At 63.3% G+C, this 23,300-nt stretch carries 19 protein-coding genes (1 of these 19 running past the window's edge); 5 read left to right on the top strand and 14 right to left on the bottom strand.

From position 1 onward, the window contains the following. A protein-coding gene (locus tag EOA16_RS19985; RefSeq protein WP_164754334.1) for a M23 family metallopeptidase crosses the window boundary here: on the top strand, positions 1-1,465 show its 3' portion. It extends 503 nt beyond the left edge of the window; 1,465 of the gene's 1,968 nt are visible here — the last part of the coding sequence; the start codon falls outside the window, past its left edge; its stop codon occupies positions 1,463-1,465. 7 nt (positions 1,466-1,472) lie between these two features. Here EOA16_RS19985 and EOA16_RS19990 read toward each other — a convergent pair whose 3' ends face one another. The 9 genes from EOA16_RS19990 to EOA16_RS20030 all read right to left on the bottom strand — a co-directional run bounded on the left by EOA16_RS19990 (position 1,473) and on the right by EOA16_RS20030 (position 15,035). Beyond that, on the bottom strand, positions 1,473-3,032 hold the full coding sequence (locus EOA16_RS19990) for an MFS transporter (RefSeq protein WP_127259815.1): 1,560 nt from the start codon (positions 3,030-3,032) through the stop codon (positions 1,473-1,475). Between the two features lie 220 nt (positions 3,033-3,252). Beyond that, positions 3,253-4,758, bottom strand: coding sequence for a L,D-transpeptidase family protein (locus EOA16_RS19995; protein ID WP_127259816.1), 1,506 nt, complete (start codon positions 4,756-4,758; stop codon positions 3,253-3,255). Between the two features lie 148 nt (positions 4,759-4,906). Next, positions 4,907-5,272 carry an MmcQ/YjbR family DNA-binding protein gene (locus EOA16_RS20000; RefSeq protein WP_127259817.1) on the bottom strand — a complete coding sequence of 122 codons (366 nt, stop codon included), beginning with the start codon at positions 5,270-5,272 and terminating at the stop codon, positions 4,907-4,909. A gap of 117 nt (positions 5,273-5,389) precedes the next feature. Beyond that, positions 5,390-7,996: an ATP-dependent chaperone ClpB gene (gene clpB / locus EOA16_RS20005; RefSeq protein ID WP_127259818.1), complete on the bottom strand. Its 2,607-nt coding sequence runs from the start codon at positions 7,994-7,996 to the stop codon at positions 5,390-5,392. Positions 7,997-8,215: 219 nt separating this feature from the next. Next, positions 8,216-9,163, bottom strand: a complete 948-nt coding sequence (locus tag EOA16_RS20010; protein ID WP_127259819.1) for a DUF4167 domain-containing protein — start codon at positions 9,161-9,163, stop codon at positions 8,216-8,218. 303 nt (positions 9,164-9,466) lie between these two features. After that, positions 9,467-10,345, bottom strand: a complete 879-nt coding sequence (gene prmC, locus EOA16_RS20015) for a peptide chain release factor N(5)-glutamine methyltransferase (protein ID WP_127259820.1) — start codon at positions 10,343-10,345, stop codon at positions 9,467-9,469. Continuing rightward, positions 10,338-11,417 carry a peptide chain release factor 1 gene (gene prfA, locus EOA16_RS20020; RefSeq protein WP_127259821.1) on the bottom strand — a complete coding sequence of 360 codons (1,080 nt, stop codon included), beginning with the start codon at positions 11,415-11,417 and terminating at the stop codon, positions 10,338-10,340. Before prfA ends, prmC begins: the two co-directional genes overlap by 8 nt. A gap of 10 nt (positions 11,418-11,427) precedes the next feature. Beyond that, positions 11,428-13,698, bottom strand: a complete 2,271-nt coding sequence (ptsP, locus tag EOA16_RS20025; protein WP_127259822.1) for a phosphoenolpyruvate--protein phosphotransferase — start codon at positions 13,696-13,698, stop codon at positions 11,428-11,430. Between the two features lie 83 nt (positions 13,699-13,781). Then, a complete protein-coding gene (locus EOA16_RS20030; protein WP_013529459.1) occupies positions 13,782-15,035 on the bottom strand; it encodes an aspartate kinase in 1,254 nt (417 codons plus the stop codon). Positions 15,036-15,293: 258 nt separating this feature from the next. Between EOA16_RS20030 and EOA16_RS20035 the strand changes: the two genes are divergently transcribed. Continuing rightward, complete coding sequence (locus EOA16_RS20035) at positions 15,294-17,150, top strand: CHASE3 domain-containing protein (protein WP_127259823.1); 1,857 nt, start codon at positions 15,294-15,296, stop codon at positions 17,148-17,150. An 11-nt stretch (positions 17,151-17,161) separates the two neighbouring features. On the opposite strand, the gene EOA16_RS20040 is transcribed toward EOA16_RS20035, so the two are convergent. After that, positions 17,162-17,731 carry a putative glycolipid-binding domain-containing protein gene (locus tag EOA16_RS20040; protein ID WP_127259824.1) on the bottom strand — a complete coding sequence of 190 codons (570 nt, stop codon included), beginning with the start codon at positions 17,729-17,731 and terminating at the stop codon, positions 17,162-17,164. A 283-nt stretch (positions 17,732-18,014) separates the two neighbouring features. Between EOA16_RS20040 and ubiG the strand changes: the two genes are divergently transcribed. Beyond that, complete coding sequence (gene ubiG / locus EOA16_RS20045) at positions 18,015-18,764, top strand: bifunctional 2-polyprenyl-6-hydroxyphenol methylase/3-demethylubiquinol 3-O-methyltransferase UbiG (RefSeq protein WP_127259825.1); 750 nt, start codon at positions 18,015-18,017, stop codon at positions 18,762-18,764. A gap of 2 nt (positions 18,765-18,766) precedes the next feature. Here the strand turns inward: ubiG and EOA16_RS20050 are convergent, their stop codons facing one another. Both EOA16_RS20050 and EOA16_RS20055 read right to left on the bottom strand, forming a co-directional pair. Then, a complete protein-coding gene (locus EOA16_RS20050) occupies positions 18,767-19,285 on the bottom strand; it encodes a flavin reductase family protein (RefSeq protein WP_127259826.1) in 519 nt (172 codons plus the stop codon). A gap of 9 nt (positions 19,286-19,294) precedes the next feature. After that, a complete protein-coding gene (locus EOA16_RS20055) occupies positions 19,295-20,419 on the bottom strand; it encodes an LLM class flavin-dependent oxidoreductase (RefSeq protein WP_127259827.1) in 1,125 nt (374 codons plus the stop codon). Between the two features lie 110 nt (positions 20,420-20,529). Between EOA16_RS20055 and EOA16_RS20060 the strand changes: the two genes are divergently transcribed. Further along, positions 20,530-21,126 carry a winged helix DNA-binding protein gene (locus tag EOA16_RS20060; protein ID WP_127259828.1) on the top strand — a complete coding sequence of 199 codons (597 nt, stop codon included), beginning with the start codon at positions 20,530-20,532 and terminating at the stop codon, positions 21,124-21,126. A 13-nt stretch (positions 21,127-21,139) separates the two neighbouring features. On the opposite strand, the gene EOA16_RS20065 is transcribed toward EOA16_RS20060, so the two are convergent. Then, positions 21,140-22,054 (bottom strand): DMT family transporter, encoded by a 915-nt coding sequence (locus tag EOA16_RS20065; RefSeq protein ID WP_127259829.1) that lies wholly within the window; start codon positions 22,052-22,054, stop codon positions 21,140-21,142. A gap of 97 nt (positions 22,055-22,151) precedes the next feature. Here EOA16_RS20065 and EOA16_RS20070 point away from each other — a divergent pair, with 97 nt between their 5' ends. Next, the gene (locus EOA16_RS20070) at positions 22,152-22,637 is read left to right on the top strand and encodes a MarR family transcriptional regulator (protein WP_127259878.1); all 486 of its coding nucleotides are present in this window, start codon (positions 22,152-22,154) and stop codon (positions 22,635-22,637) included. A gap of 5 nt (positions 22,638-22,642) precedes the next feature. On the opposite strand, the gene EOA16_RS20075 is transcribed toward EOA16_RS20070, so the two are convergent. Continuing rightward, the gene (locus EOA16_RS20075; protein ID WP_164754335.1) at positions 22,643-23,197 is read right to left on the bottom strand and encodes a hypothetical protein; all 555 of its coding nucleotides are present in this window, start codon (positions 23,195-23,197) and stop codon (positions 22,643-22,645) included. Between the last annotated feature and the right edge of the window lie 103 nt (positions 23,198-23,300).

The following is a 23,300-nucleotide window of genomic DNA, read 5'->3' on the forward strand; positions in this document are numbered from 1 at the left end:
CGGCCAGATCTACGGCGCCAAGGTCGAAAGCGAGATGAGCCTGAAGACCGTCGATTTTCCGATCGACACGGCTTCCTTCGACGAAAAGAGCGACCTCTCCGCCGACGAGGTGGAAAAGGTGGTGCGCGAAGCCGGCACCGACCTCAGCGACGGCGCGGTACAGGTCGCTTCGCTCCACTATGTCGACCCGCAGCGATTCGGCGAAGCTTTTGCCGAGAGCATGGCCGGCTCCTACGACGTCAAGATCGTGCCGGAAAACGTCTCGGTGGCGCCGCGAGCCACCGTTGACGACCAAGCGCCGGCTTTCGCCGAGGAAATCATCCCCTTCACCAAGGATCTCGACGTCACCGAGGCTTTTGCCGATTCGGGCTACACAGGTGAAGATGCCGCCGGAATGGCCGAAGCCATCGCCAAGTTGCTCAATGCGACAGCGCTCAAGGCTGGAACCGTGCTGCGTGTCGGCCTCGAAGTTCACGGCGATGCCGCCAAGGTCGTGCGCACCAGCGTCTACGACCGGACCCAGCACATCGTCACCATCGCGCTCAACGATCGCGGCCAGTATGTGCCGTCGCAGGAACCGGATCCGAATCCCGAATTGCTGACAGCCTTCGATGATTCGTCGGCGCCGGTCGTGGTGCGCGGCAACTTGCCCAACGTCTATGACGGCATCTACCGCGCCGCCTATTCCTACGGCATGTCCAAGGCGATGACGCAGCGGTTGATCAAGCTGCTGGCGTCCGATGTCGACTTCCAGTCCCGCCTCAGCCCCGCCGACCGCATCGAAGTCCTGTTCTCGCAGCCCGACGGCGACGACCAGACCTCGGACAGCTCCGAGCTTCTTTACGTCTCGGCGACGTTCGGCGGCCAGACCCGCAACTTCTACCGCTTCCAGATGCAGGACGGCGGCACCGACTATTTCGATGAGGACGGCTCGAGCGCCGAGCAGTTCCTGTTGCGCAATCCCCTGCCCGCCGGGAAATTCCGCTCCGGTTTCGGCGCCCGCAGGCATCCGATCCTCGGCTATGTCCGCATGCACACCGGCGTCGACTGGGCAGCCCCCATCGGCACGCCGATCATCGCCGCCGGCAACGGCACGGTGGAGAAGGTCGGCTGGGCCGGCGGTTACGGCAAGCAGATCATCATCCGCCACGCCAATGGCTACGAAACGTCCTACAATCACCAGAGCGCCTTTGCCAAAGGCATCGAACCGGGCGTGCACGTCCGCCAGGGCCAGACCATCGGCTTCCTCGGCCAGACCGGCCTCGCCACCGGCCCGCATCTTCACTACGAGCTGATCGTCAACGGCACCAAGGTTGATCCGATGCGTGTCCGCCTGCCGGTCGGCAAGGTGCTGAAGGGCGATGACCTCGTCGCCTTCAAGCGCGAGCGCGAGCGCATCGACGAACTGCTGAAGCAGGAAGACAGCGATTCGCTGAAGGTTGCGAGCGCGAAGATCGACGGTTGATCCGCCTTCAGCCTGGCGTATTTTCGGCCTGTCGCGGCCATGGCAATCGATCACCGGGAATGGTCGCCCAGGCGATAACAGCCGCAAGCAGGCAAAGCAGCGCAGTCACCGAAGAAACCGCGGCAAACGCAACATCGCTGGCGGCGAGCCTTGTCGCATCGATGGCCGGGGCAAGCCCGACTGGCGCCGGTTCACCAAATCCTGGGACGCCGGACGTTGCGTTCGCATCCAGTGCATGCGCGTAGACCCATGCGGCGAGCGACCCCATCGCCGCCACCGCGATCAATCCGCCGATGCGCGAGACCGCATTGTTGATGCCCGAGGCCGCCCCCGTATCCTTGTCTTCCACCGCCGTCATGATCGCGGTCGACAAAGGCGATACGACCAGAGCCATGCCGAGCCCCATCAGCCCCATCAGCGGGAATGTTCCCGTCCAGAAATTGTGGATCCCGGCGTAGGTGAGCAAGGCCAGCCCGGCAAACGCAAAAGCCACGATCAGGCTGCCGCAGGCGATCGGAAAACGCGGTCCGATCCGGTCCGACAGCTTGCCGACAGGTCCCGACAAAAGCGCGATCGATGCCGACAAGGGCAGGAAGATGAAGCCGACCTCGGCCGTGCTCAGCCCCCAGCCGGCGATCAGCAGCATCGGCAGATAGAAAAGATTGGCCGACAGCGCAAAATAAAGGAAGAACGTGGCCACATTGGCGCCGGCGAAAGCACCGACACGAAACAGGCTGAGGTCGATCATCGGCTCGCGTTGCCGAAGCTCGAAGACGATGAAGACAGCCAGCAATACGACGCCTGCGGCGATGCTCGGCCCTGCCATGAGGCCCTCGCCGCTGCCGCTCATCGAGGTCAGCCCGTAGGCAAGCGCGCCGAAGGCCAATGTCGCGAGCGCTGCACCGCCGAGATCCAGGCTGCGTTTCTCCGTCGGCGTATCGCCCGGAACCTTGGCCAGCAGAAGCCAGATCGAAACAAGCCCGAGCGGCAGGTTGATGGCGAAGATCGCCCGCCAGATGCCGTCGCCGAAGGCCGACAGCACGAAGCCGCCGAGCACCGGCCCAAGTGCCGTGGTCAGCGCCGAAGCCGCCGCCCAGATGCCGATAGCGCGGCCGCGTTCTTTCTTCGGGTAGGCCTTGGCGATGATGGCAAGGCTGCCTGGCACCATGATCGCCGCACCAATGCCCTGGACGGCGCGAAATGCGATCAGCACCACCGCATTCGGCGCCAGCGCACAGGCAAGTGAGGCGACAATGAACAGCGCAATGCCGGCCACGAAGGCGCGGCGCAGTCCGAATCGGTCGCCGGCGGCACCCCCGGCCAGGATCAGCGCCGACAGCGTCAACGCATAGGCATTGGAAATCCACTGCGCCTCGGCCAGGCTGGCGCCGAGATTGACGCGGATCGCCGGCGTGGCGATGGCCAGGATCGAGCCGTCTATGAAGCCAAGCGCCGAGGCCAGGATTGCCGCGATCAGCACAAATCGCCGCTGCGACTGCGGACAGAACGTCCCATTCATGACCGGGCTGGTCAGCGGGACGGCGGCAGCTTTACTCGGTGAATGCATGAAACCTTGCTTAAACCCCTAGCGCACCGGCAACAACCAGCCAGTGGCTTGCTGTCGCTGAAACCAGCGATTTGGCAAGGGTCACACTCTGTCAGGGTGCAAATGGCACAGTCATGCTGGCCCCGTTGCGAGCAGCCGGCAGGAATTTCGATGAGGCGACTCCTGAAGCTCAGGCTTCATCCTGATCGCGCCGTTGGTCTATGCCGCCGCACTTCACAGTTCACTGCTGCGCAAGGTTATCGACTGAAGGTCCGCCGACAAACTCCACCGTCACACCCGGCGAGACGAGTTTGGCCAGCTCACGCGCATCCCAGTTGGTCAGGCGCACGCAGCCATGGCTTTCGGTCTTGCCTATCTTCGACGGATCCGGTGTGCCGTGGATGCCGTAGGTCGGCTTATCCAGGGCGATCCAGACGGAGCCGACCGGACCGTTCGGGCCCGGCGGAATGGTCAGGACCTTGTCGTTTTGGCCCTGCTTGAAATTGATGCTGGGGTTGTAGGTATAGTTCGGATCGAGCGCGACGCGCGACACCGTGTGTATGCCGGACGGTGACGGCGTGTCCGATGAGCCGATGGTTGCGGGATAGGCCGCAACCAGTCTGCCGCCGGCGTCATAGGCGAAAACCTCTTTCTTATCCTTGTCGGCGACGATGCGGGCCACCGGCGTCGAAACCAGCCTGCCGAAATTGGCAACCTTGATGATCGTGCCGGGACGATTGAAATCGACGTCCGGGTTGAGCGCTTTGAGATAATTCTCGTCCATGTGGAAGCGCTCCGCCAGCGCCTCGGTCACCGACGTATAAGCCATGCGGTCGAGTTGCGCCTTCTGGCTGTAGTCTTCCGGGATCGACGCGACATAGGGACCGGCCGCATCCTCCGCTGTGATCGTGTAGTTGGCGAACGCATCGCCGCCGGATTGCGCGAGTGCCTCCTGGATGCCGACCGCATCGGTCGATCGCAGATTGCTGCCGGTGATCTGGTTGTAGGCGCCGAGCGCCTTGTCGACATTCGAACCGAAACGCCCGTCGATGACGCCAGGCGAAGCGCCACCCCGGTCGAGCAGCACCTGAAGGGCGGCGACATCCTGGCGCGCGCCCAGCGAAAGTGCCGGGGCAACAGTGGTCTTGTCGCCAGCCTTTGGCGGCAGAGCCGCCGGATCGGCGGGTGTTGCCGGCTGTGCAGGGTCTATCGAGGCCTCGTTCAGCGGCTGGCGCTTGATGGTACCCGGCTTTGCCGGCTGCGGCGCGTCGGGATAATTGTCGTCGTAGCTGCCATCGTCCTGCGGTGGGGGAGGATAGGCCTCGACGGAATTGTCCCCATAGGGATCGTATCCGTCCGCCGGCGGCGGGATAACCCGGCCTTCCTCTTCCAACTGCTTGCGGCGGAACCGCGCCATGTCTTCCGGATCGTCGAGATAGTAGCGGTCGTCGCCCTCGGGGGCGCGGCCCAGTTCGCGCAGTCGTGTCTCCCGGCGCAGGGCACGGCGGTCGAGCCGGGTCTGCGGCGGCTGGATGGCGATGACCTTGCCGGTATCGGCATCGACGATCACGCGGTTGCCCCTGGCGTCGTAGTAGATGTCGAGATTGCCGTCCTGGGCGACAAGGATGCCCCCGGTATCTGCGGCGCGGACAACCCTTGGCGCATCGTCCGTCGTCGGCGCGGCGAACGCCCCGGAAGACACAAGCCCGGCGGCTAGCGCCGAGAGGGCAAAGATCGTGCGGAACATGGTGGCCAAATTCTCCGGTCCGTAAATTTGCCGCCGCCGGCAGTGTTCTCTGGCGAACCCTTCGCCAGCAAACCAGTTACCCCACCATATGGTTCCAACATGAACCGGGCATGAAGATGGCGGTTTCCGGCGCCTTGAGGAATATAGACTAGCTTGCGGCAAGCCCCAATTCCCTGCGCGCCTGCCTGGTCAGTTTCAGGGCAACAAGGCGATGGCTCTCTCGCAGATAGTCCTTCAACGCGGCATCATCCATGCTCTGGCTTGTCCGACGCTGGATCCATGTCATGCCGCGCGAGGCAAGATAGGGCGCGGGCCGCAGGCCCGGCTGCTCCTTGAACACATCATAGGCGATATCGGAGCATTTGAAGGTGACGAAGAGCTGCTGGCCCTGGTCCCAGCCGCCGATCGCGAAGACCTTGGCTCCAACCTTCCAGACATGGGCGCCGCCCCATTGGACAACGTGGCTCGTCCCGGGCAGCGAGGCGCAGAAGCCGTTGTAGTCGTCCAGCGTCATCCCCGCCCCCCTTTTTAATGCATGTCGCCCAAAAGTGGTCCCGGTTTTGGGAGAACGACATGCATATGACAAAGATCTAAAAACGCCGCGCGCCCAGGATGAACGCGCGGCGTTGGATCAGGCTGCCACTTCCGCCGCGACGATCGTCGGCTTCGAGCGGAAGTTCAGCCGGTCGGAACCGGCTGTCACCTTGACGGTCGAGCCGTCGAGGATGTCGCCAAGCAGGATCTTCTCCGCCAGCGGATCCTGCAATTCCTTCTGCATCACCCGCTTCAGCGGCCGCGCGCCATAGGCCGGGTCGTAACCCTTGGCGGCCAACCAGTCGACCGCCTCCTGGTCCAGCGACAGCGTGATCTTGCGGTCGACAAGCAGGCTCTCCAGCCGCTTGAGCTGGATCTCGACGATGCGGCCCATATCCTGCCGACGCAGCCGGTGGAACAGGATCACTTCGTCGACACGGTTGAGGAATTCCGGCCGGAACGATGCCCTGACGACGCTCATCACCTCGTCGCGAACCGCATCGACATCCTGGTCTTCGCCGAGATTGACGAGATATTCGGCGCCGAGATTCGACGTCATGATGATCAGCGTGTTGCGGAAATCGACCGTGCGGCCCTGCCCGTCGGTTAGCCGGCCGTCGTCGAGCACCTGCAACAGCACGTTGAACACGTCCGGATGCGCCTTCTCGATCTCGTCGAACAATACGACCTGATAGGGCCTGCGCCGCACCGCTTCGGTCAGCGCACCGCCTTCCTCATAGCCGACATAGCCGGGAGGTGCGCCGATCAGCCGGGCGACCGAATGCTTTTCCATGAACTCCGACATGTCGATGCGCACCATCGCGCTCTCGTCGTCGAACAGGAAGCTCGCCAGCGCCTTGGTCAACTCGGTCTTGCCGACGCCCGTCGGCCCGAGAAACATGAAAGAGCCGATCGGTCGGTTCGGATCCTGCAAGCCCGCGCGGGCGCGCCGCACGGCCTTCGAGACAGCTTGCACCGCCTCGCCCTGGCCGACGACGCGCTTGCCGATCTCGTCTTCCATGCGCAGCAGCTTGTCGCGCTCGCCCTGCAGCATCTTGTCGACCGGAATGCCGGTCCAGCGCGAGACGATATGGGCGACGTGGTCGGGGGTGACCACCTCTTCGACCATGCCGACCTTGCCGTCCTGGGCCTCGGCCTCCTTCAGCTTCTTCTCCAGCTCCGGGATCTTGCCATAGGCAAGCTCGCCGGCGCGCTGGAATTCACCCTTGCGCTGGGCAATGGCTAGGTCGTTGCGCGCCTCGTCGAGCTGCTTCTTCAGATCGGCGGCAAGCCCGAGCTTCTGCTTCTCGGCCTGCCATTTGGCGGTGATCTCGGTCGATTCCTCCTCAAGGCCGACGAGCTCCTTTTCCAGGCGGGCGAGCCTGTCTTTCGAAGCATCGTCCGTCTCGACCTTCAGCGCCTCGCGCTCGATCTTGAGCTGCATGATGCGGCGATCGATCTCGTCCAGCGCCTCGGGCTTGGAATCGACCTGCATGCGCAGCCGCGATGCGGCTTCGTCGACCAGGTCGATCGCCTTATCCGGCAGGAAGCGGTCGGCGATGTAGCGGTTGGACAACGTCGCCGCCGCCACCAGCGCTGAATCCGAAATGCGCACCTTGTGGTGTTGCTCGTACTTCTCCTTCAGGCCGCGCAGGATCGAGACGGTGTCTTCCACCGTCGGCTCGTCGACGAACACCGGCTGGAAGCGGCGGGCAAGCGCTGCATCCTTCTCGACATGCTTGCGATACTCGTCGAGCGTGGTGGCGCCGACGCAGTGCAACTCGCCCCGCGCCAAAGCCGGCTTCAACAGGTTCGACGCATCCATGGCGCCATCCGCCTTGCCGGCGCCGACCAGCGTGTGCATCTCGTCGATGAACAGGATGATGTTGCCGTTGGCCGAGGTGACTTCGGAGAGCACGGCCTTCAGACGCTCCTCGAACTCGCCGCGATATTTGGCGCCGGCAATCAGCGCGCCCATGTCGAGCGCCATCAACTGCTTGTCCTTCAGCGATTCCGGTACGTCGCCATTGACGATGCGCAGCGCCAGGCCCTCGGCGATCGCCGTCTTGCCGACGCCGGGTTCGCCGATCAGCACGGGGTTGTTCTTGGTGCGGCGCGACAGCACCTGGATGGTGCGGCGGATCTCGTCGTCACGGCCGATCACGGGGTCCAGCTTGCCGGCGCGGGCATCGGCGGTCAGGTCGCGCGCGTATTTCTTCAGCGCGTCGTAGCCCTGTTCGGCACTCGCCGAATCGGCGGTGCGGCCCTTGCGGACATCGTTGATGACCTGGTTGAGCGCCTGCGCGGTGACGCCGGCCTTGGCCAGTATGTCTGATGTCTTGGCCGATTTCTCCATGGCGAGCGCCTGCAACAGCCGCTCCACCGTGACAAAGCTGTCGCCGGCCTTCTTGGCCAGTTCCTCGGCGGTCGAAAACACTTTTGCCAGCGGCTGCGCCAAGTAGAGCTGGCCATTGCCGCCCTCGACCTTGGGCATCGCTTCGAGCGCCGTCTCGACGCCAAGCTTGACGTCGCGGACGTTACCGCCGGCGCGTTCGATCAGCGACGCGGCCAGGCCCTCGTCGTCGTCGACGAGCACTTTCAGGATATGTTCAGGGGTGAATTGCTGGTGGTTGCGGGAAAGCGCCATAGTCTGCGCGGACTGGATAAAGCCGCGCACACGCTCCGAGTATTTCTCAAGGTTCATATCTGTCTCCTTCCATCACCGGCCCGCTGTGCGGCACCGGATCCGATTGCGGTGACGGACCCGCCCATTCGAGCCGGGTCCAGTTGAGGCTGATATGGTGCACAGGCCCCGAACCCTCAAGACGTCTCGACATCGGCAACCGCATAATATTGCACGGCCGCCCAAACGAAAACGGCGGAGATTTCTCTCCGCCGTCCAATGCCTTGAAATGCCGTTCGATCAGTTGTCGATATCGACGTTGACCGGTTGGGCGTTGCCGCTGTCGACCGTGGCCGCAGCCGCCTCGCCGGCGTCGGCCACGGAATTGGCATTGTCACTACCGCCATCAACCTGATCGGCGTTGACGCGCGGGCGGCGCGGACGACGCGGGCGACGGGCAGCCCCGCTTTCGGCGGCCGCCTCGTTGAGTTCGGCCTGAGCGGCAAGACCTGCCGGGGAAAGGTTCTCGAACAACGGAGCCGGTTCGGCCGGCGCTACAGATTCGGTCGACGAAACGGCTTCGCCCTGAACCGGGGGCTCGTTGCTCTGGGGCTGACCACCCTGCTCCACAGGTGAACCAAAGTCGCGCTGGCCGTTCTGGCCATAACCGCCATTGGGGCGACGGTCGCGATTGCGCCCGCCATTGTTGTCGCGGCCACCATTGTTGCGCCCGCCATTGTTATCGCGGCTCTCGCGGCCACCTTCCCGGTTGAGCGCGACCTCGGCTGGCATGCCTTCGATAACCGGCTGCGGGCCGGCGCCATGGTTGACCACCGGAACCTGAGCATCGGAAACAGTGGTGCTGTTGTTGCCGCTATTGTCGAAATCGTCGCGATCCTCGTCGCCGTCATCGTCGAAATCATCGCGATTCTGCTGCGCGTTCTGGATCGGCATCTGCGCCTGTGCGGCCGCAATGATGCGATTGTAATGCTCGGCGTGCTGGAGATAGTTCTCCGCCATGACCCGGTCGCCGGAGCTGTGAGAATCGCGGGCAAGGGTGGCGTATTTTTCGGCGATCTGCTGAGCCGAACCGCGGATTTTCACATCCGGGCCATTGCTCTCGTAGTTGCGCGTCAGGGGGTTTGGTCCCTTGCGGTTGTTGTTGTTATTATTATTGTTATTGTTACCACCGCCGCCGCCATTATTGTTGCGACCGCGCATGCGCCTGTTCTGCTGTTGTGGCCTCATCAAACTCTCTTCATTTTGAAATTTTCGAAAAACTCTTCACGAACGGAGGCGCTCATGCAGCCAGCCGTTTCGTCTCTTCACCGGCGTTCGCCCGCATCGATTGCGTTGGCGCCACGTGCCATCCTGTTCCGGTTACATCACTTGCCGGACGATTCCCGCACGAAGCTTGGGCATCGTTTGCGCAAGAAGGCAGCTATTTCCAAGGAAAACCGAATCGCTAAGAGCACTGCCTGCTTCGTCTCATCCGGTTAAGGCGACCCTAGCCGCATTCCCCGGCATTGCCAAGCGCTTTTTTGCACTGCGTCAAGGCTTTATCCTTTCAAAGACAATAACCCTGTCGTTTCCACCGAGGTCACGAAAAGCACCGCCCGGCACGTAGCCGGCTACAGCGAATATCTCGCAGACCTCGTTGCGTTGCGTATGGCCGATCTCGACCGCAATCCTGCCTTCAGTTTCCAAAAACCTTGCCGCTTCCGCGGCGATGGTTCTGTAGGGGTTCAGACCGTCCGCGCCGCCATCCAGGGCCAGGCGCGGGTCGAAATTGCGGACTTCGTCCTGCAGATTTCCAATGTCTTCCGTGGGTATATAGGGAGGGTTTGCGGCAATTACATGGTACCGGCCGGAAACTTTTTCGAACCAGTCCGACTGCAGCGCCGTGAACCGGCCTGCAAGGCCCAGTTGCCCGGCATTACTGGCCGCGGTCGCCAGCGCACCCGCGGACAGATCGACGCCGGTAGCGTTAGCCGTCGGCACGACGCTGAGCAGCGCCAGCGCAATGGCGCCGGTGCCGGTGCCAAGATCGAGGATGCGGCACTCGCCTTCCCGCGCCGCAACTGCCTTGACGAAGGGCAATATCGCCTCGACCAGCGTTTCGGTATCCGGCCGCGGCTCCAGCGTTTCCGGCGACAGCGACAGGCGCAAACCGTAGAATTCACGATAGCCGAGGATGCGATGCACCGGTTCGCCGCCAGCGCGGCGTCGCAAGGCGGCATCGATTTCGGCAACAGCGCCGGCGCCGAGCCTGCGTTCGGGGTCCGCAATGGCTTGCGTGCGGGTCGTGCCGGAAAAATGCTCGACGATCAGCCTCGCATCGAGCGCCTGATCATCGACAGCTGCGGCGGCAAGCCGAGCCTGTGCTTCCCGCAGCAACTGCCCCAGCGTCTCGGGCAGTTGATCAGCCATCGATGCCGATGTCGGCGAGCAACTTCGACTGGTGATCGGCGATCAGCGCGTTGATGATCTCGTCGAGTTCGCCCATCATCACCCGGTCGAGCTTGTAGAGCGTCAGATTGATACGATGGTCGGTGACGCGGCCTTGCGGAAAATTATAGGTGCGGATGCGTTCCGAGCGGTCACCGGAACCGACCTGTGACTTGCGCGATTCGGAGCGCTCTTCATCCGCCTTGCCGCGTTCCAGGTCATAGAGCCGGGCGCGCAGGATCTGCATCGCCTTGGCGCGGTTCTGATGCTGCGATTTCTCAGCCTGAACGACCATGATGCCGGTCGGCAAATGGGTGATACGGACGGCCGAATCTGTGGTGTTGACGTGCTGGCCGCCCGAACCCGAGGCGCGCATCGTGTCGATGCGGATGTCCTCGGCCCTGATGTCGATGTCGACCTCTTCGGCTTCGGGCAGCACCGCGACGGTTGCCGCCGACGTGTGGATGCGCCCGCTCGCCTCGGTTGCCGGCACGCGCTGCACCCGATGCACGCCGGATTCGAATTTCAGATGCGCAAAGACGCCCTTGCCCGACACCGTGGCGATGATTTCCTTGTAGCCGCCGGCATCGCCATCGCTGGCCGAGGCGGTCTCGAAACGCCAGCCGCGTTCGGCGGCGTAGCGTTCGTACATGCGAAACAGGTCGCCGGCAAAAAGCGCCGCCTCGTCTCCGCCGGTGCCGGCGCGGATTTCGAGAATGGCGTTCTTGTCGTCGGCGGCATCCCTGGGCAACAGCAGGATCTGGATGTCCTTCTGCAGCGCCTCGATGCGGTCCTCGACCTCCGGCAGTTCGGCCTCGGCGAGCGCCCGCATCTCGGCATCGGTGCCCTTGTCGGCAAGCATGGCTTCGAGGTCGGCCTGCTCATGTTCGGCCAGGCGCAGTGCCCTGACCTTGGCAACCATGTCCTGGATTTCGGCATATTCGGACGCCATGCGCACATAGGCATCCGGCGCCGGGCCAGCCGACATCTGCGCTTCGAGCATCTCGAAACGCTTGACGACTTGATCCATACGATCGCGGGGCAAATTGACCATGATGAGGCTGCTACAACGGGATCGAACGGTCGTCGGCAAAAGCCTGCAGCAGCGCCCGCATCGGCAAGCCCTGCGCCGGCGCCATCAGATTGTCGTCGAAGAACGCCTCCAACTCATCCAGCGGCAGTTCCGTCAGCATCGCCTTGACCGGACCGATCGAGGCCGGCGACATCGAGATCGAGCGGAAACCGAGACCGATCAGCGCCATCGCCGAAATCGGCTTGCCGGCGAGTTCGCCGCACAGGGTCACCGGCGTACTGTTGCGGACGCCGGCATCGGCGATCTGCTTGAGCACCCGCAGGAAGGGCGCCGACAGCGTGTCGAAGCGGTTGGCCAGTTGCGTGTTGCCGCGGTCGACGGCCATGACGAACTGGAACAGGTCGTTCGAACCGACCGAGACGAAGTCGACCGCCTTCATCAATTCATCAAGCTGGAACAGCAGCGACGGCACTTCAAGCATCGCTCCCAGCTTGAGGCTGGTCGGCAAATGATGGGCAAAGCGCGAGAGATGCCGCACCTCGCGGTCGATGATCTCGCGCGCCTGGGCGATCTCGCCAAGCTCGGTCACCATCGGCAGCATCAGCTTGAGCTCGCGCCCGCCACTGGCCTTGAGCAAAGCGCGGATCTGGGTGCGCAGCAAGCCCGGCCGGTCGAGCGTCAGGCGGATCGCCCGCCAGCCAAGTGCCGGGTTCTCTTCCTGGATCGCTCCCTTGAAATAGGGCAGCACCTTGTCGCCGCCAATATCGATGGTGCGGAAGGTGACCGGCTTGCCGCGCGCCGCTTCGAGCACGTCGCGATAAAGCTTTTCCTGGGCCTCGGCCCGGGGAAAGGTGGAAGCGACCATGAATTGCAATTCGGTGCGGAACAGGCCGATGCCGGCCGCACCCGCTTCGGCAAGCTGCGGCAGGTCGACGGCAAGACCCGCATTCATCAACAGGTCGACCTGGACACCATCCCTGGTCGTCGACGGCTTCTTGCGCAGCTCGCGGTAGACCTCTTGCCGGCGCGCCCTGAACCGCACTTTTTCGGCATAAGCGGCCTCGAGGTCGGGCTGCGGCCGCAAATGGATCACGCCCTCTTCGCCGTCGACGATGATGGCATCGCCGTTTTCCGCCATGGAAACGGCACCCTTCATCTGGCCGGCGACGGGGATGCCCATGGCACGCGCGACGATGACGACGTGGCTGGTCGCAGCGCCATCCTCAAGCACCAGCCCGCGCATCTTGTCGCGGGGATAATCGAGCAGTTCGGCAGCCCCCATCGAACGGGCGACGATGATGGCGTCCTTCGGCAGCGATGCCGCCACATCTTCCGGCCCGCGCCCCATCAGCTGGCGCAGCAGGCGGTTGGCGAGGTCGTCGAAATCGCTCATCCGCTCGCGCAGATAGGGATCGGTCATGTGCAGCATGCGGGCGCGCATGTCGCTCTGCACCTTTTCCACCGCGGCTTCCGCCGTCAGGCCGTTGCGGATGGCCTCTTCCAGCCGTCGCACCCAGCCGCGATCATTGGCGAACATGCGATAGGCTTCCAGCACCTGGCGATGCTCGCCCTCGAAGGCGACGTCGCGGCGCTCCAGCATGTCGTCGATGGACAGCCTGAGCGAGCTGAGTGAGGTCTCTAACCGGCGGACCTCTTCCTCGCTGTCTTCGTTGAACAGATTGGTGACGACGATGCGCGGCTCGTGCAGCACGACATGGCCAAGCCCGACGCCTTCATTGAAGGACAGGCCGGTGAAGCTGACAGGGCGGCGCAGATCGAGCTCGAGGCCGGGCCGGGTCAGCCGCGCCAGATCGCCGGTGGCGATCATCTCGGCAATCACCATCGCCGTGGTTTCCAGCGCCTCGACCTCGTCGTCGCGGTAGTGGCGCATGGTCTTGTTTTGCACCACCAGCACGCCCAGCGTGCGCCCTGCCCGCAGCACCGGCACGCCGAGGAACGAGTTGTAGATCTCTTCCCCGGTCTCCGGCAGATAGGCGAAGGCCGGGTGTTCCTGCGCATTGGACAGGTTGAGCGGCCGCGCGCTGGCGGCGATCGTGCCGACCAGGCCTTGGCCCAGCCGCAACTGCGCCAGGTGGACGGCGTTCGGGTTCAGACCTTCGGTGGCGTAGAGTTCGAGCACCGAATCGGCGCGCAGCACATAGAGCGAGCAGACTTCCGCGACCATGTTCGAGGCGATGTCGCGCACAATCCGGTCAAGCCGCTCCTGCGGCTCCAGCGGCTCCTGCATGAGCTCGCGGAGCCGTTTGAGCAAAACGCGCGGGCCACTGGCCTGATCACGCATCGCGGCTTGTTCTCCAATGGGCATTCTGCCCGCCGCAGTTTCCACCGCGACCGGCGCACACGCAACAACTCAAATCGTTCTCGCTACTGCTTATCCAGACCGTAGACGGAATGCAAAGTACGAACCGCAAGTTCCGTATATGGACCGTCGATCAGGATGGAAATCTTGATCTCCGAGGTCGTGATGGCGCGGATGTTGATCGATTTGTCGGCCAGCGCCTTGAAAGCGGTGGCGGCGACGCCGGCATGGCTCCTCATGCCGATGCCGATGACCGAGACCTTCGACATGCCGGCTTCCGACTGCACGACATCGTAGCCGATCGAGGCCTTGAGGCGTTCAAGCACGGCCAGCGCCTTGTCGACATCGCCCGACGGCACGGTGAAGGTCATGTCGGTGAACTTGCCGTCCTCGGAGATGTTCTGGACGATCATGTCGACGTTGATGTTGGCCTCGGCCAGCGGCCCGAAGATGCCGGCGGCAACGCCCGGCCGGTCGCCGACCCGGCGCAGCGAAATCTGCGCTTCATCCTTGGCGTAGGCAATTCCGGTGACGACCTGCTGTTCCACGATCTCTTCCTCGTCGCAAATAAGCGTTCCGGGCGGATTGAGCAAATCCCCCATTCCGGGCGCGTCGGGATCGTCGAAGGACGACCGCACGAAGGTACGCACCCTGTGCACCATGGCAAGCTCGACCGAACGCACCTGCAGAACCTTGGCGCCGAGCGAGGCCATTTCAAGCATTTCCTCGAACGAGATCTTGGCCAGCCGCCGCGCCTTGGGCTCGATGCGCGGATCGGTGGTGTAGACCCCGTCGACGTCGGTGTAGATGTCGCAGCGATCGGCCTTGACCGCCGCGGCGATGGCAACCGCGCTGGTGTCGGAGCCGCCGCGGCCGAGCGTGGCGATGCGATTGTCCGGGCCGATGCCCTGGAACCCTGCGATCACCGCCACCTGGCCCTCGCCGAAGCGCTTGATCAGGAACGCGCCGTCGATGTCGAGGATGCGCGCTGCTCCATGCGCATTGTCGGTCTTGATCGGGATCTGCCAGCCCTGCCAGGAGCGGGCATGCACGCCCATGTTCTGCAAGGTGATGGCCAGAAGGCCGGCCGTGACCTGCTCGCCGGAAGCGACGACCGCGTCATATTCGCGTGCGTCATGCATTGGCGAGGCCTCACGCGTCCAGCCGACCAGTTCATTGGTCTTCCCGGCCATCGCCGAAACGACCACCGCCACCTCATGGCCGGCGTCGACCTCGCGTTTGACGTGACGCGCCACGTTGCGGATGCGGGCGATGTCGGCGACCGAGGTTCCGCCGAATTTCATCACGATGCGCGCCATGGGAGCGAAATGCCTTTGCCTGAAGCCGGATCCCGGCCAAAAGCCGGAATCCCGAAAAGCGGAAGGCCGGCTGATGCCGGCCGCTGAATGCGCGGCCTCCTTAGCCAAATGATGAAGGTTTCGCAAGGCTGGCGGCCGATTGCCGGCTCCAGAAGCCGGCATATTGCCTTCCGCCTCGGCGCCGCCTACGAAATGCTGCCTGCGGGGAATTCTTTTGGTTCGGCATAACAGATGATGATTGCTCGTCTTCGACGCGCCATGCGATGGCAATCGCTCCCGCTTGTCGCCGGCTTCGCCGTGCTGGCGCTGATTGTCGGCAGCCGGGCCATGCTGGTCGAGGAACAGCGGGCCAACCGCGCCGCCGCGCGCGAGGCAATCGAATATCAGCAATTGCTCTCGGGCCTGCTTTCCCTGGCGCAAGATGCCGAGAGCGGGCAGCGTGGCTACCTGCTGACTGGCGAGAAATCCTATCTCGAACCCTATCAGCGCGCTGTCGGCGCCATTCCGGGGCAACTTGCCCGCATCGACAGCTTGACTGCCCCCGACGACCAGCTCGTCCAGCAGATCAACCATATCAAGGACGCGCTTTCGCAAAAGCAGGCCGAACTGGCCGAGACGATTGCCCTGTACGACCAGGGCAATGCGACGAATGCGCTGGATCTGGTTCGCAGCGGCCAGGGCAAGGCCGTGATGGACGAAATCCGGACCAGCATGGATACGGTCCGACGCATCAGCGCCGCAGCCGTCGCCGCGCGCGACGCGCATACCGACGAGGTCGAGGCCTGGCTACGCATCGGTTCGCTGGCGGCGCTGCTGGCGATCTTCCTGCTTGCCGGCTACGCGATCAGGGAATCGCGCCGCCGCTTCCGTGAGGTTGCCGTTGCCCAGGATGAGTTGGTGCGCAAGAACGTCGCCCTCGGCAAGGAGATCGAGACGCGCGAAAGGGCCGAATCCCAGATCCGCCAGATGCACAAGATGGAGGCTGTCGGCCAGCTTACAGGTGGCATCGCCCACGATTTCAACAACATGCTGGCGGTGATCATCAGCGCCATGAACCTCGCCCAGCGCAAGCTGGCGCGCGGCGAGCACGACATCGCACAATTCATCGATGCGGCGATCGATGCCGCGACCCGTGCCGCCAATCTGACGGCCCGGCTGCTCGCCTTCTCGCGCCAGCAGCCGCTGGCGCCGCAGATCGTCGACGCCAACCGTCTGCTGACCGGGATGTCCGACCTGATCCGGCGCGCGCTCGGCGAAACCATCCGCATCGAAACGGTACTGGCGGGAGGCTTGTGGAAAACGCATGCCGACCCGAGCCAGATCGAGAACGCCGTTCTCAACCTGGCCGTCAACGCGCGCGACGCCATGGGCGAGGATGGCAAGCTGACCATCGAGACCGCCAACAGCCATCTCGATGAGAGCTACGCCGCCGCCCATGCCGAAGTAGCGGCCGGCCAGTATGTGATGATTGCCGTCAGCGACACCGGTTCGGGCATGACCCCCGATGTCATGGCCAAGGCCTTTGAACCCTTCTTCACCACCAAGCCCGTCAACAAGGGCACCGGCCTGGGATTGAGCCAGGTGTTCGGCTTCGTCAAACAGTCGGGCGGCCACGTCAATATCTATTCCGAACCCGGCGAAGGCACGACGATCAAGATCTACTTGCCGCGGTACTTCGGCGCCGAAGAGCCGGCCGTGCCCGCCGGGCGAGGCGACAGCCCCGCCGCATCGGTCACCGAAACGATCCTTGTCGTCGAGGATGATGCCCGCGTGAGGGTCTCCACCACCGAGGCCATACGCGAACTCGGATACACCGTCATTCATGCCGCGAGCGGCGAGGAAGCGTTGCAGAAACTGGCGGAGAGCCCGAACGTCACCCTTCTGTTCACCGACATCGTCATGCCCGTCATGAACGGCCGCAAGCTGGCGGAAGAGGCCGTTGCCCGCATGCCGCAACTGAAGGTGATCTTCACCACCGGCTTCACCAGGAACGCCGTGGTCCACAACGGCGTGCTCGACCACGACGTGCATTTCCTGGCCAAGCCCTTCACCATCGAGCAACTGGCGGCGAAACTGCGTGACGTGCTCGGCACGACGCAGGTCGCAGCGGATTGATCACAATCGCTTCAGTCTGACGCAGCAGCGCTTCTCCACAGGCCGGGATAGTCGACAACGAAGCCGTGCGGCGAGACGTTGAGGGTCTCGTCATAGCCGAACACCGGCGCGGCATAGGCGTAGCGAACCGTGTCGAGACGCCGGTAGGTCTGATCGAGGCGAACCAGGCTCAGTTCAGGGAAAGTCAGGTAGGCGGCCGGGGCAGGCGTCGCCTCCCCGATGCCGAGGCCATACCGGCGGATCGCCAACAGGTTCGATGCCGGTGTGAAGCCAAGATCGACATCGACAAGGCCGTCGACGCCCTGCTGGACTTCGCCGTTCAGCGTCCACTGGCCGTCCGAATCGCGTTCGATCGCATAATGCAGCTTGCTGGTGCCGAGAAAGCCGTCGATCCGCGCTGAACGCGTGCGCCAGCCGACATCGCAAATCACCTCGTAGCCAAGGCAGCACGGCTTGCCATCCTGGATGAAGATGGCCTGTCCCTCGAGACTGTGCCCGACATTGGTCTGTGACAACAGACAGGCGTCGTGACCGTCCACGTCGAGGCGATGCCAAAGGATCGAAGCCGTCTCCTGTTTCATCATGGTTTCCTCCAATTCAAATCCTGTCTCCTTTTCGCCCGGGCGGACCAATTGTGTTTCGATGGAGGTGCGTGACAGGTGACATGTCCTGACAGAGCCTGTTGCCTGGCAGGCAGAGGAAAATGCTGCCTTGACATTCGCGGCCTCACGCCCGACTTCCTACCGCATGACCCCGAAATCGAAGTCGATTTCGGAAAGGATCATGCGCAGAATCTAAAGTGCTACAGCGTCCTTTGCGCGTCCAGGAGGACGCGCGGCGCTGTAGTGTCGAGGAGACCAACCGATGCCAGAGCCCCGACGATCGACGATCGATGCCGGAGAAGTGGAACGCTTTTCCGCCCTTGCCGCCGAATGGTGGAACCCGAACGGCAAGTTCCGCCCCCTGCACAAATTCAATCCGGTCCGGCTGGCCTATATCCGCGACCAGATAGCGACGCGCTTCGGCCGTGACCCACGCGCTGCAAGGCCTTTCGAAGGCCTGCGCATCCTCGACATCGGCTGCGGCGGCGGCCTTCTGTGCGAGCCGATGGCGCGGCTTGGCGCCGAGGTTGTGGGCGCGGACGCCTCCGAAACCAACATCGAAGTGGCCAAGCTGCACGCTTCCGAGGGCAATGTCAGCGTCGACTATCGCGCCACGACGGCCGAGGATCTTGCCGACGCCGGCGAAAAATTCGACGTCATCCTCAACATGGAAGTGGTCGAGCATGTCGCCGACATCGACCTGTTCGTCGTCAAATGCGGTGAGATGGTCCGGCCTGGCGGCATCATGTTCGTGGCCACCATCAACCGCACGCTGAAGGCGCTGGGCCTGGCCATCATCGGCGCCGAATATGTGCTGCGCTGGCTGCCGCGCGGCACCCACCAGTTCGGCAAGCTGGTGCGCCCGGAAGAACTCGAAAAGGCGCTTGGCGGTGCCGGCCTGACCATCATCGACCGCACCGGCGTCACCTACAATCCGCTTGCCGACCGCTGGGCGCGCTCGAAGGACATGGACGTCAACTACATGGTCCTGGCGGAAAAAGGCTCGGTCTGATCTTATTCAGAATTCAACGGCCTGTAGCCGCCGCGCCAGTAGATCAGCGCCCGGCCGGCATCGGACGTGCGCACGGCCTCTACCGAACCGATGACGATGGAATGCGTGCCGCGATCGATCATCTCGTCGAGGCTGCAGTCGAAGGCGGCCACCGCATCCGAAAGCAATGAAGCTCCGGTCTTGAGCGTCATCCATTCGGCGCCCTCATAGCGGTCCTTGCCATTGATGCCACCAAAGCCGGAGAACCGCTCGGCCACGCGCTGATGCTGGGGGCCAAGCGAGTTGACGCCGAAATGCCGGTAGCGTTCGATCACCGGCCAGGTCGACGACGACCGGTTGACACAGGCGATCACCTTGGGCGGTTCGGCCGACAGCGAGACGACCGAAATGACCACCAGACCGGAGCGATCCTCGCCAGTGCCGGCGGTGATGACGCTGACATTGCCCACGATCAGCCGCATCGCGGCCCGAAAATCAGCTACACCGACAGGATTTGCCTCCGAAGTCGTTGGCTCGGTCATGGGTTTCTCCTAGGCCGCCGACTGCATGGCGGCCGGCGCGATACGGATGCCCCGCTGCTCGAGGATAGGCATGACGGTGTCGCGAAAATACGGGAACTCCTCGACATAGTCGACAAAGGACAGGGTCGAGCCGCGGAATCCTGCCTCGTGCAAGGCGGTGATCCCATCGGCAACCTGTTCGGGCGTGCCGGTGAGCGGGAAGCCGCCATGGCCCGCCGCCATCCGATCGCGGATGAGCGCCAGGAGGTCATGCGGGAACGACTGCGCATGGGCAAATTGCAGCCGCACCAGATTGTCGACCGCCGCCCAGTCGGCATTGGCGCGGCCGAAATGCTCGAGATAATCCGTCGCTTCCTTCTCGGTCGGCCGGCAGACGACATGGGCAAAGGTCAGCACGTCGACAGTGCTGCCGGCCGCAATCGCCTGCTGCTTCAGCGCCGCGATCTCGTCCTTGGAGCGTGACAGGTCGATTGCCGGTGTGAACAGAAAGTCGGCATTGCGGACCGCAAATTTGCGGCCTTCTTCCGAGCCGGCGGCATTGAGGATTGGCAGGCGTGCCGACGGGCGCGGATCGCCAAGCACGTTCTTCAGCTTGAACCAGGTGCCGTCCCAGTCGAACGCCTCGGTGCGATCCCACAGCGCCCTGACGATGTCGAACCATTCCTGCGCATAGCCGTATCGTGTGATGTGATCATCGGGCAGCGTCAGCCCGAGCGCTTCATACTCGGGCTTGTTCCAGCCGGCGACGATGTTGAGGCCGATACGGCCGCGGCTGATCTGGTCGATAGTCGCCAATTGCTTGGCAACGACGACGGGATGATTGGCCGCCGTGTGGGTGGTGGCGAAAACCGTGATGTTGCGGGTGAGCGCCAGGAGTCCAGCGGCCCAGGTGATCGTCTCCAGGACATTGCCGTGAAAATTGGTCTCGCCGCCATAGCCGATCCAGCGGGCGATCGGCAGCATGAAGTCGATGCCGGCCTCGTCGAGCAGCTGCGCGAGCCGCAGATTGTTGTCCCAGGAACTGACCCATCGTTCGGGAACCTTGGTGACGGTCATGCCGCCGGAACAATTGGACGCGAAGGTTCCGAGAATGAAGGGCTGCGCATTGGCTGCGGTCTTGTCGAGCATGCTCATCGGTCGAGTTCTCCTCATTTTTGATTATATTTTATGATAGAAAGTCTATCATAAAATCGTATGGACGCAATCGGCCGGATCGGCGCATGCTGCCAGGCGGGGAGACATGGATGAACGACCGGCGAAAACCTTCGGATACGCAAGCCAATCTGCTGGATCGTGGCTGGCATCTGGCGCGGACGCCGCTCGAAATCGATGTCGCCGAAATCGAATATGCGCTGATGCGCTCTTACGAGGCATTCGGCCACTGGCAGGCCGAATGCCTGGCGACAGTGATCGAGTTTTCCGCCAGCGGGCCGGAAAATGCGCTGCTCCACATCATCAGGATGAACGACCGGCCAAAGAGCATCCGCGATCTGGCACAGATGACCAACCGCGACGACATTCCCAACATCCAATACAGTCTGCGCAAATTGCTCAAGGGTGGCCTGGTCAAGCGAACCGGCAGCGGCAGGGCCGGCGTCACCTACGAAGTCACGCCGCTCGGCTATCGCGTGACCGAACGCTATGCCGACATCCGTTGCGTCCTGCTCATCGAAGCGGTGACGCGCGTCCCGGAAATGGCGGCCAAGCTCGAGGAGGCGGCGCGCACGCTCGAGCTCATGACCGGCATCTATGAACAGGCGGCCCGCGCCGCGGCCACCCACCGACGCCGGCACCCAAGACCGGAACCCGGTGGCGAAAACAAAGAAACCGGTGCCGGCTGAGGCACCAAGGCGCTCACGCCGCCTGGCTTTGCGCCTTCGTTATGGTCTGGCTTTGTGCCCTGGTGGTGATGAAAACGCCGGCGGTGATGATGAGCGCGCCTGCCCAGGTCAGCAACTGATAGTGCTCGCCGAGGAAGATGGTTCCGGCAAACAGGCCGACGGCCGCCGCGACATAGCCGATCTGGCTGAGATAGACCGGACCGCCAACCGCCTGCAGCCTAAAGAAGAAGGCAAACATCGCCGACGCCGACGCGACCTGCGCGACGACGACCAGCGGCACGACGCCGAGTGGCACGAAAGCCTTGCCGCCGAACAAGAGGAAAATGCCGACAAGCAGCATCGCCGCCGACGCCAGATGGCTGCCGACGGCAAGCTCGATCGGGCCGGTGCCGTCCGGCCAGTCGACCGTGCGATAGATGTTGCCGGCGGCAAGGCTGACCGGGATGAGCAACCCCATCGCCACCCAGAACAAATCGGCCGGCTGGCCGGCCTCGCCGCGCGTCACCGCGACCATGACGGCGCCGACGAAGCCGACGGCGATGCCGACAATGCCCAGCATGTTGGGGCCCCGGACGCGCAGCAGGATCGAGAACACCAAAGTGATGACCGGCGACAGCGTGAACATAATGCCGGTGTAGCCGGCGCCCAGATGCGGGATGGCCGAGAACATCAGGAGATTCGGCACGGCGTAGGAAACCGCAGCGGTGACGAAGAAATAGCGCAATTTGTGCGCGGTAAGCCGGACCCGCTTGCCGCGAGCCAAAAGCACGCACAGCAAGACCCCGCCGGCGCCGAGCGAGATGACGAAGGCCCAGACCATGGCCGGCACGCCGGCAGCCGTGGCGAGCTTGCCGAACGGCAGCGTCAGGCCGAGCAGGCCGCCGGTGACGACCAGCAGGCCGAGCGCCGAATCCCAGAGAAATTTCATGATCGAACCCTGTCGCGAGCGGCCCTTGGCCAGCATTGCATCTTGCGGTAAGATAATGGAAAGATTCTTAATGTCAAGATATATGATGGTGAGACAGTTGGACAGGGCAGCAAGAGCGATCGAACAATGGAAGCGGGAGCGGCCCGATCTGGACGTCTCGCCGATGGGCGTACTCGGGCGGCTGAACGAAGCCTCCTCGCTGATCGCCCGCGAGCGGCTCGCGCCGTTGTTCGCCCGCTATGGATTGCAGCCGGGAGAGTTCGATGTGCTTGCGACGCTGCGCCGCTCGGGATCACCTTACGCGCTGACGCCAACCGCGCTTTACGAAGCGACGATGGTGACGTCGGGCGCCATGACCAACCGGCTCGACCGACTGGAAACGTCCGGATTGATCATGCGGGGCCCACACCCCAACGATCGGCGCGGCATTGTCGTGCGGCTGACCGAAAAGGGTCTCGCTTTGATCGACGAGGCCGTTGGCGCCCATGTTGCCAACGAGCACGAGATTCTCGCGGGCCTGACGCCGGCCGAACGGGAGACGCTCTCTCGGCTGCTTGAGAAATTGATCGGGAGTGTGAGCTAGCCGGGTCAGTTCGTAGGCTGCCGCGAGAACCGGCGCCGGTGTTTCCAGCGCCGGAATGATACGGTGAGGTCGACAAGCCGGGTCGGCATGTTGAGATAGAGCAGAGCATCTCGCAAACCGCTGAGATAGCGCTCACTCATCGCCTTGTCGGAAAAGTCCGGCATGGCCTCGAGTGTCGCTTCGGCTTGCTGGCTCCGGCCCTTTCCCGTCGGCAATCTGGCCGCAAAGGCTATTTCTCGACGCAGACAGACCTGCTCCACGCGATCCCGCAGCGCCTCTTCGTAGCCAATACCGCATCGCATAAGCCGCGCGTGGGTGGCCTCGTGGACGATAATCGAAGCGACCAATTCCGGCGTCGTCTCTTCGCTAATGATATGGCGCTCGTCCAATTCGCACGCCTTGGAAGAGTTCGCCCATTGCGCGACGGAAGCAGGAAGGGTTGTGACGAATACCTGTCTTACGTCCCCAAGCAGCCGTCTGTAGCGCACTGGATCAAAATCACGAATAAGGTGAAGCGCGTCGACGATCTTGTCAGTGCCCTTGTCGCTGATGATGAGCAATCCGTCGACCGTTCGGGTACCGCTAAGCTTAACGGCGCCCTAGCGGGCCAATCGGCCAACGACGGCTCTTATGCTTCCTCGCGGCTCAATCGCTTCTGGGTCG

Origin of the sequence: Mesorhizobium sp. M7A.F.Ca.US.008.03.1.1 (assembly GCF_003997495.1) — a bacterium.
In the GTDB taxonomy this organism is placed as follows: domain Bacteria; phylum Pseudomonadota; class Alphaproteobacteria; order Rhizobiales; family Rhizobiaceae; genus Mesorhizobium.

Excerpts from the sequence above, each read along its gene's own strand:
- EOA16_RS19990 (WP_127259815.1), bottom strand. The coding sequence starts at position 3,032 with ATGCATTCACCGAGTAAAGCTGCCGCCGTCCCGCTGACCAGCCCGGTC.
- EOA16_RS19995 (WP_127259816.1), bottom strand. The coding sequence starts at position 4,758 with ATGTTCCGCACGATCTTTGCCCTCTCGGCGCTAGCCGCCGGGCTTGTG.
- EOA16_RS20000 (WP_127259817.1), bottom strand. The coding sequence starts at position 5,272 with ATGACGCTGGACGACTACAACGGCTTCTGCGCCTCGCTGCCCGGGACG.
- clpB (WP_127259818.1), bottom strand. The coding sequence starts at position 7,996 with ATGAACCTTGAGAAATACTCGGAGCGTGTGCGCGGCTTTATCCAGTCC.
- EOA16_RS20010 (WP_127259819.1), bottom strand. The coding sequence starts at position 9,163 with ATGAGGCCACAACAGCAGAACAGGCGCATGCGCGGTCGCAACAATAAT.
- prmC (WP_127259820.1), bottom strand. The coding sequence starts at position 10,345 with ATGGCTGATCAACTGCCCGAGACGCTGGGGCAGTTGCTGCGGGAAGCA.
- prfA (WP_127259821.1), bottom strand. The coding sequence starts at position 11,417 with ATGGTCAATTTGCCCCGCGATCGTATGGATCAAGTCGTCAAGCGTTTC.
- ptsP (WP_127259822.1), bottom strand. The coding sequence starts at position 13,698 with ATGCGTGATCAGGCCAGTGGCCCGCGCGTTTTGCTCAAACGGCTCCGC.
- EOA16_RS20030 (WP_013529459.1), bottom strand. The coding sequence starts at position 15,035 with ATGGCGCGCATCGTGATGAAATTCGGCGGAACCTCGGTCGCCGACATC.
- EOA16_RS20035 (WP_127259823.1), top strand. The coding sequence starts at position 15,294 with ATGCGATGGCAATCGCTCCCGCTTGTCGCCGGCTTCGCCGTGCTGGCG.
- EOA16_RS20040 (WP_127259824.1), bottom strand. The coding sequence starts at position 17,731 with ATGAAACAGGAGACGGCTTCGATCCTTTGGCATCGCCTCGACGTGGAC.
- ubiG (WP_127259825.1), top strand. The coding sequence starts at position 18,015 with ATGCCAGAGCCCCGACGATCGACGATCGATGCCGGAGAAGTGGAACGC.
- EOA16_RS20050 (WP_127259826.1), bottom strand. The coding sequence starts at position 19,285 with ATGACCGAGCCAACGACTTCGGAGGCAAATCCTGTCGGTGTAGCTGAT.
- EOA16_RS20055 (WP_127259827.1), bottom strand. The coding sequence starts at position 20,419 with ATGAGCATGCTCGACAAGACCGCAGCCAATGCGCAGCCCTTCATTCTC.
- EOA16_RS20060 (WP_127259828.1), top strand. The coding sequence starts at position 20,530 with ATGAACGACCGGCGAAAACCTTCGGATACGCAAGCCAATCTGCTGGAT.
- EOA16_RS20065 (WP_127259829.1), bottom strand. The coding sequence starts at position 22,054 with ATGAAATTTCTCTGGGATTCGGCGCTCGGCCTGCTGGTCGTCACCGGC.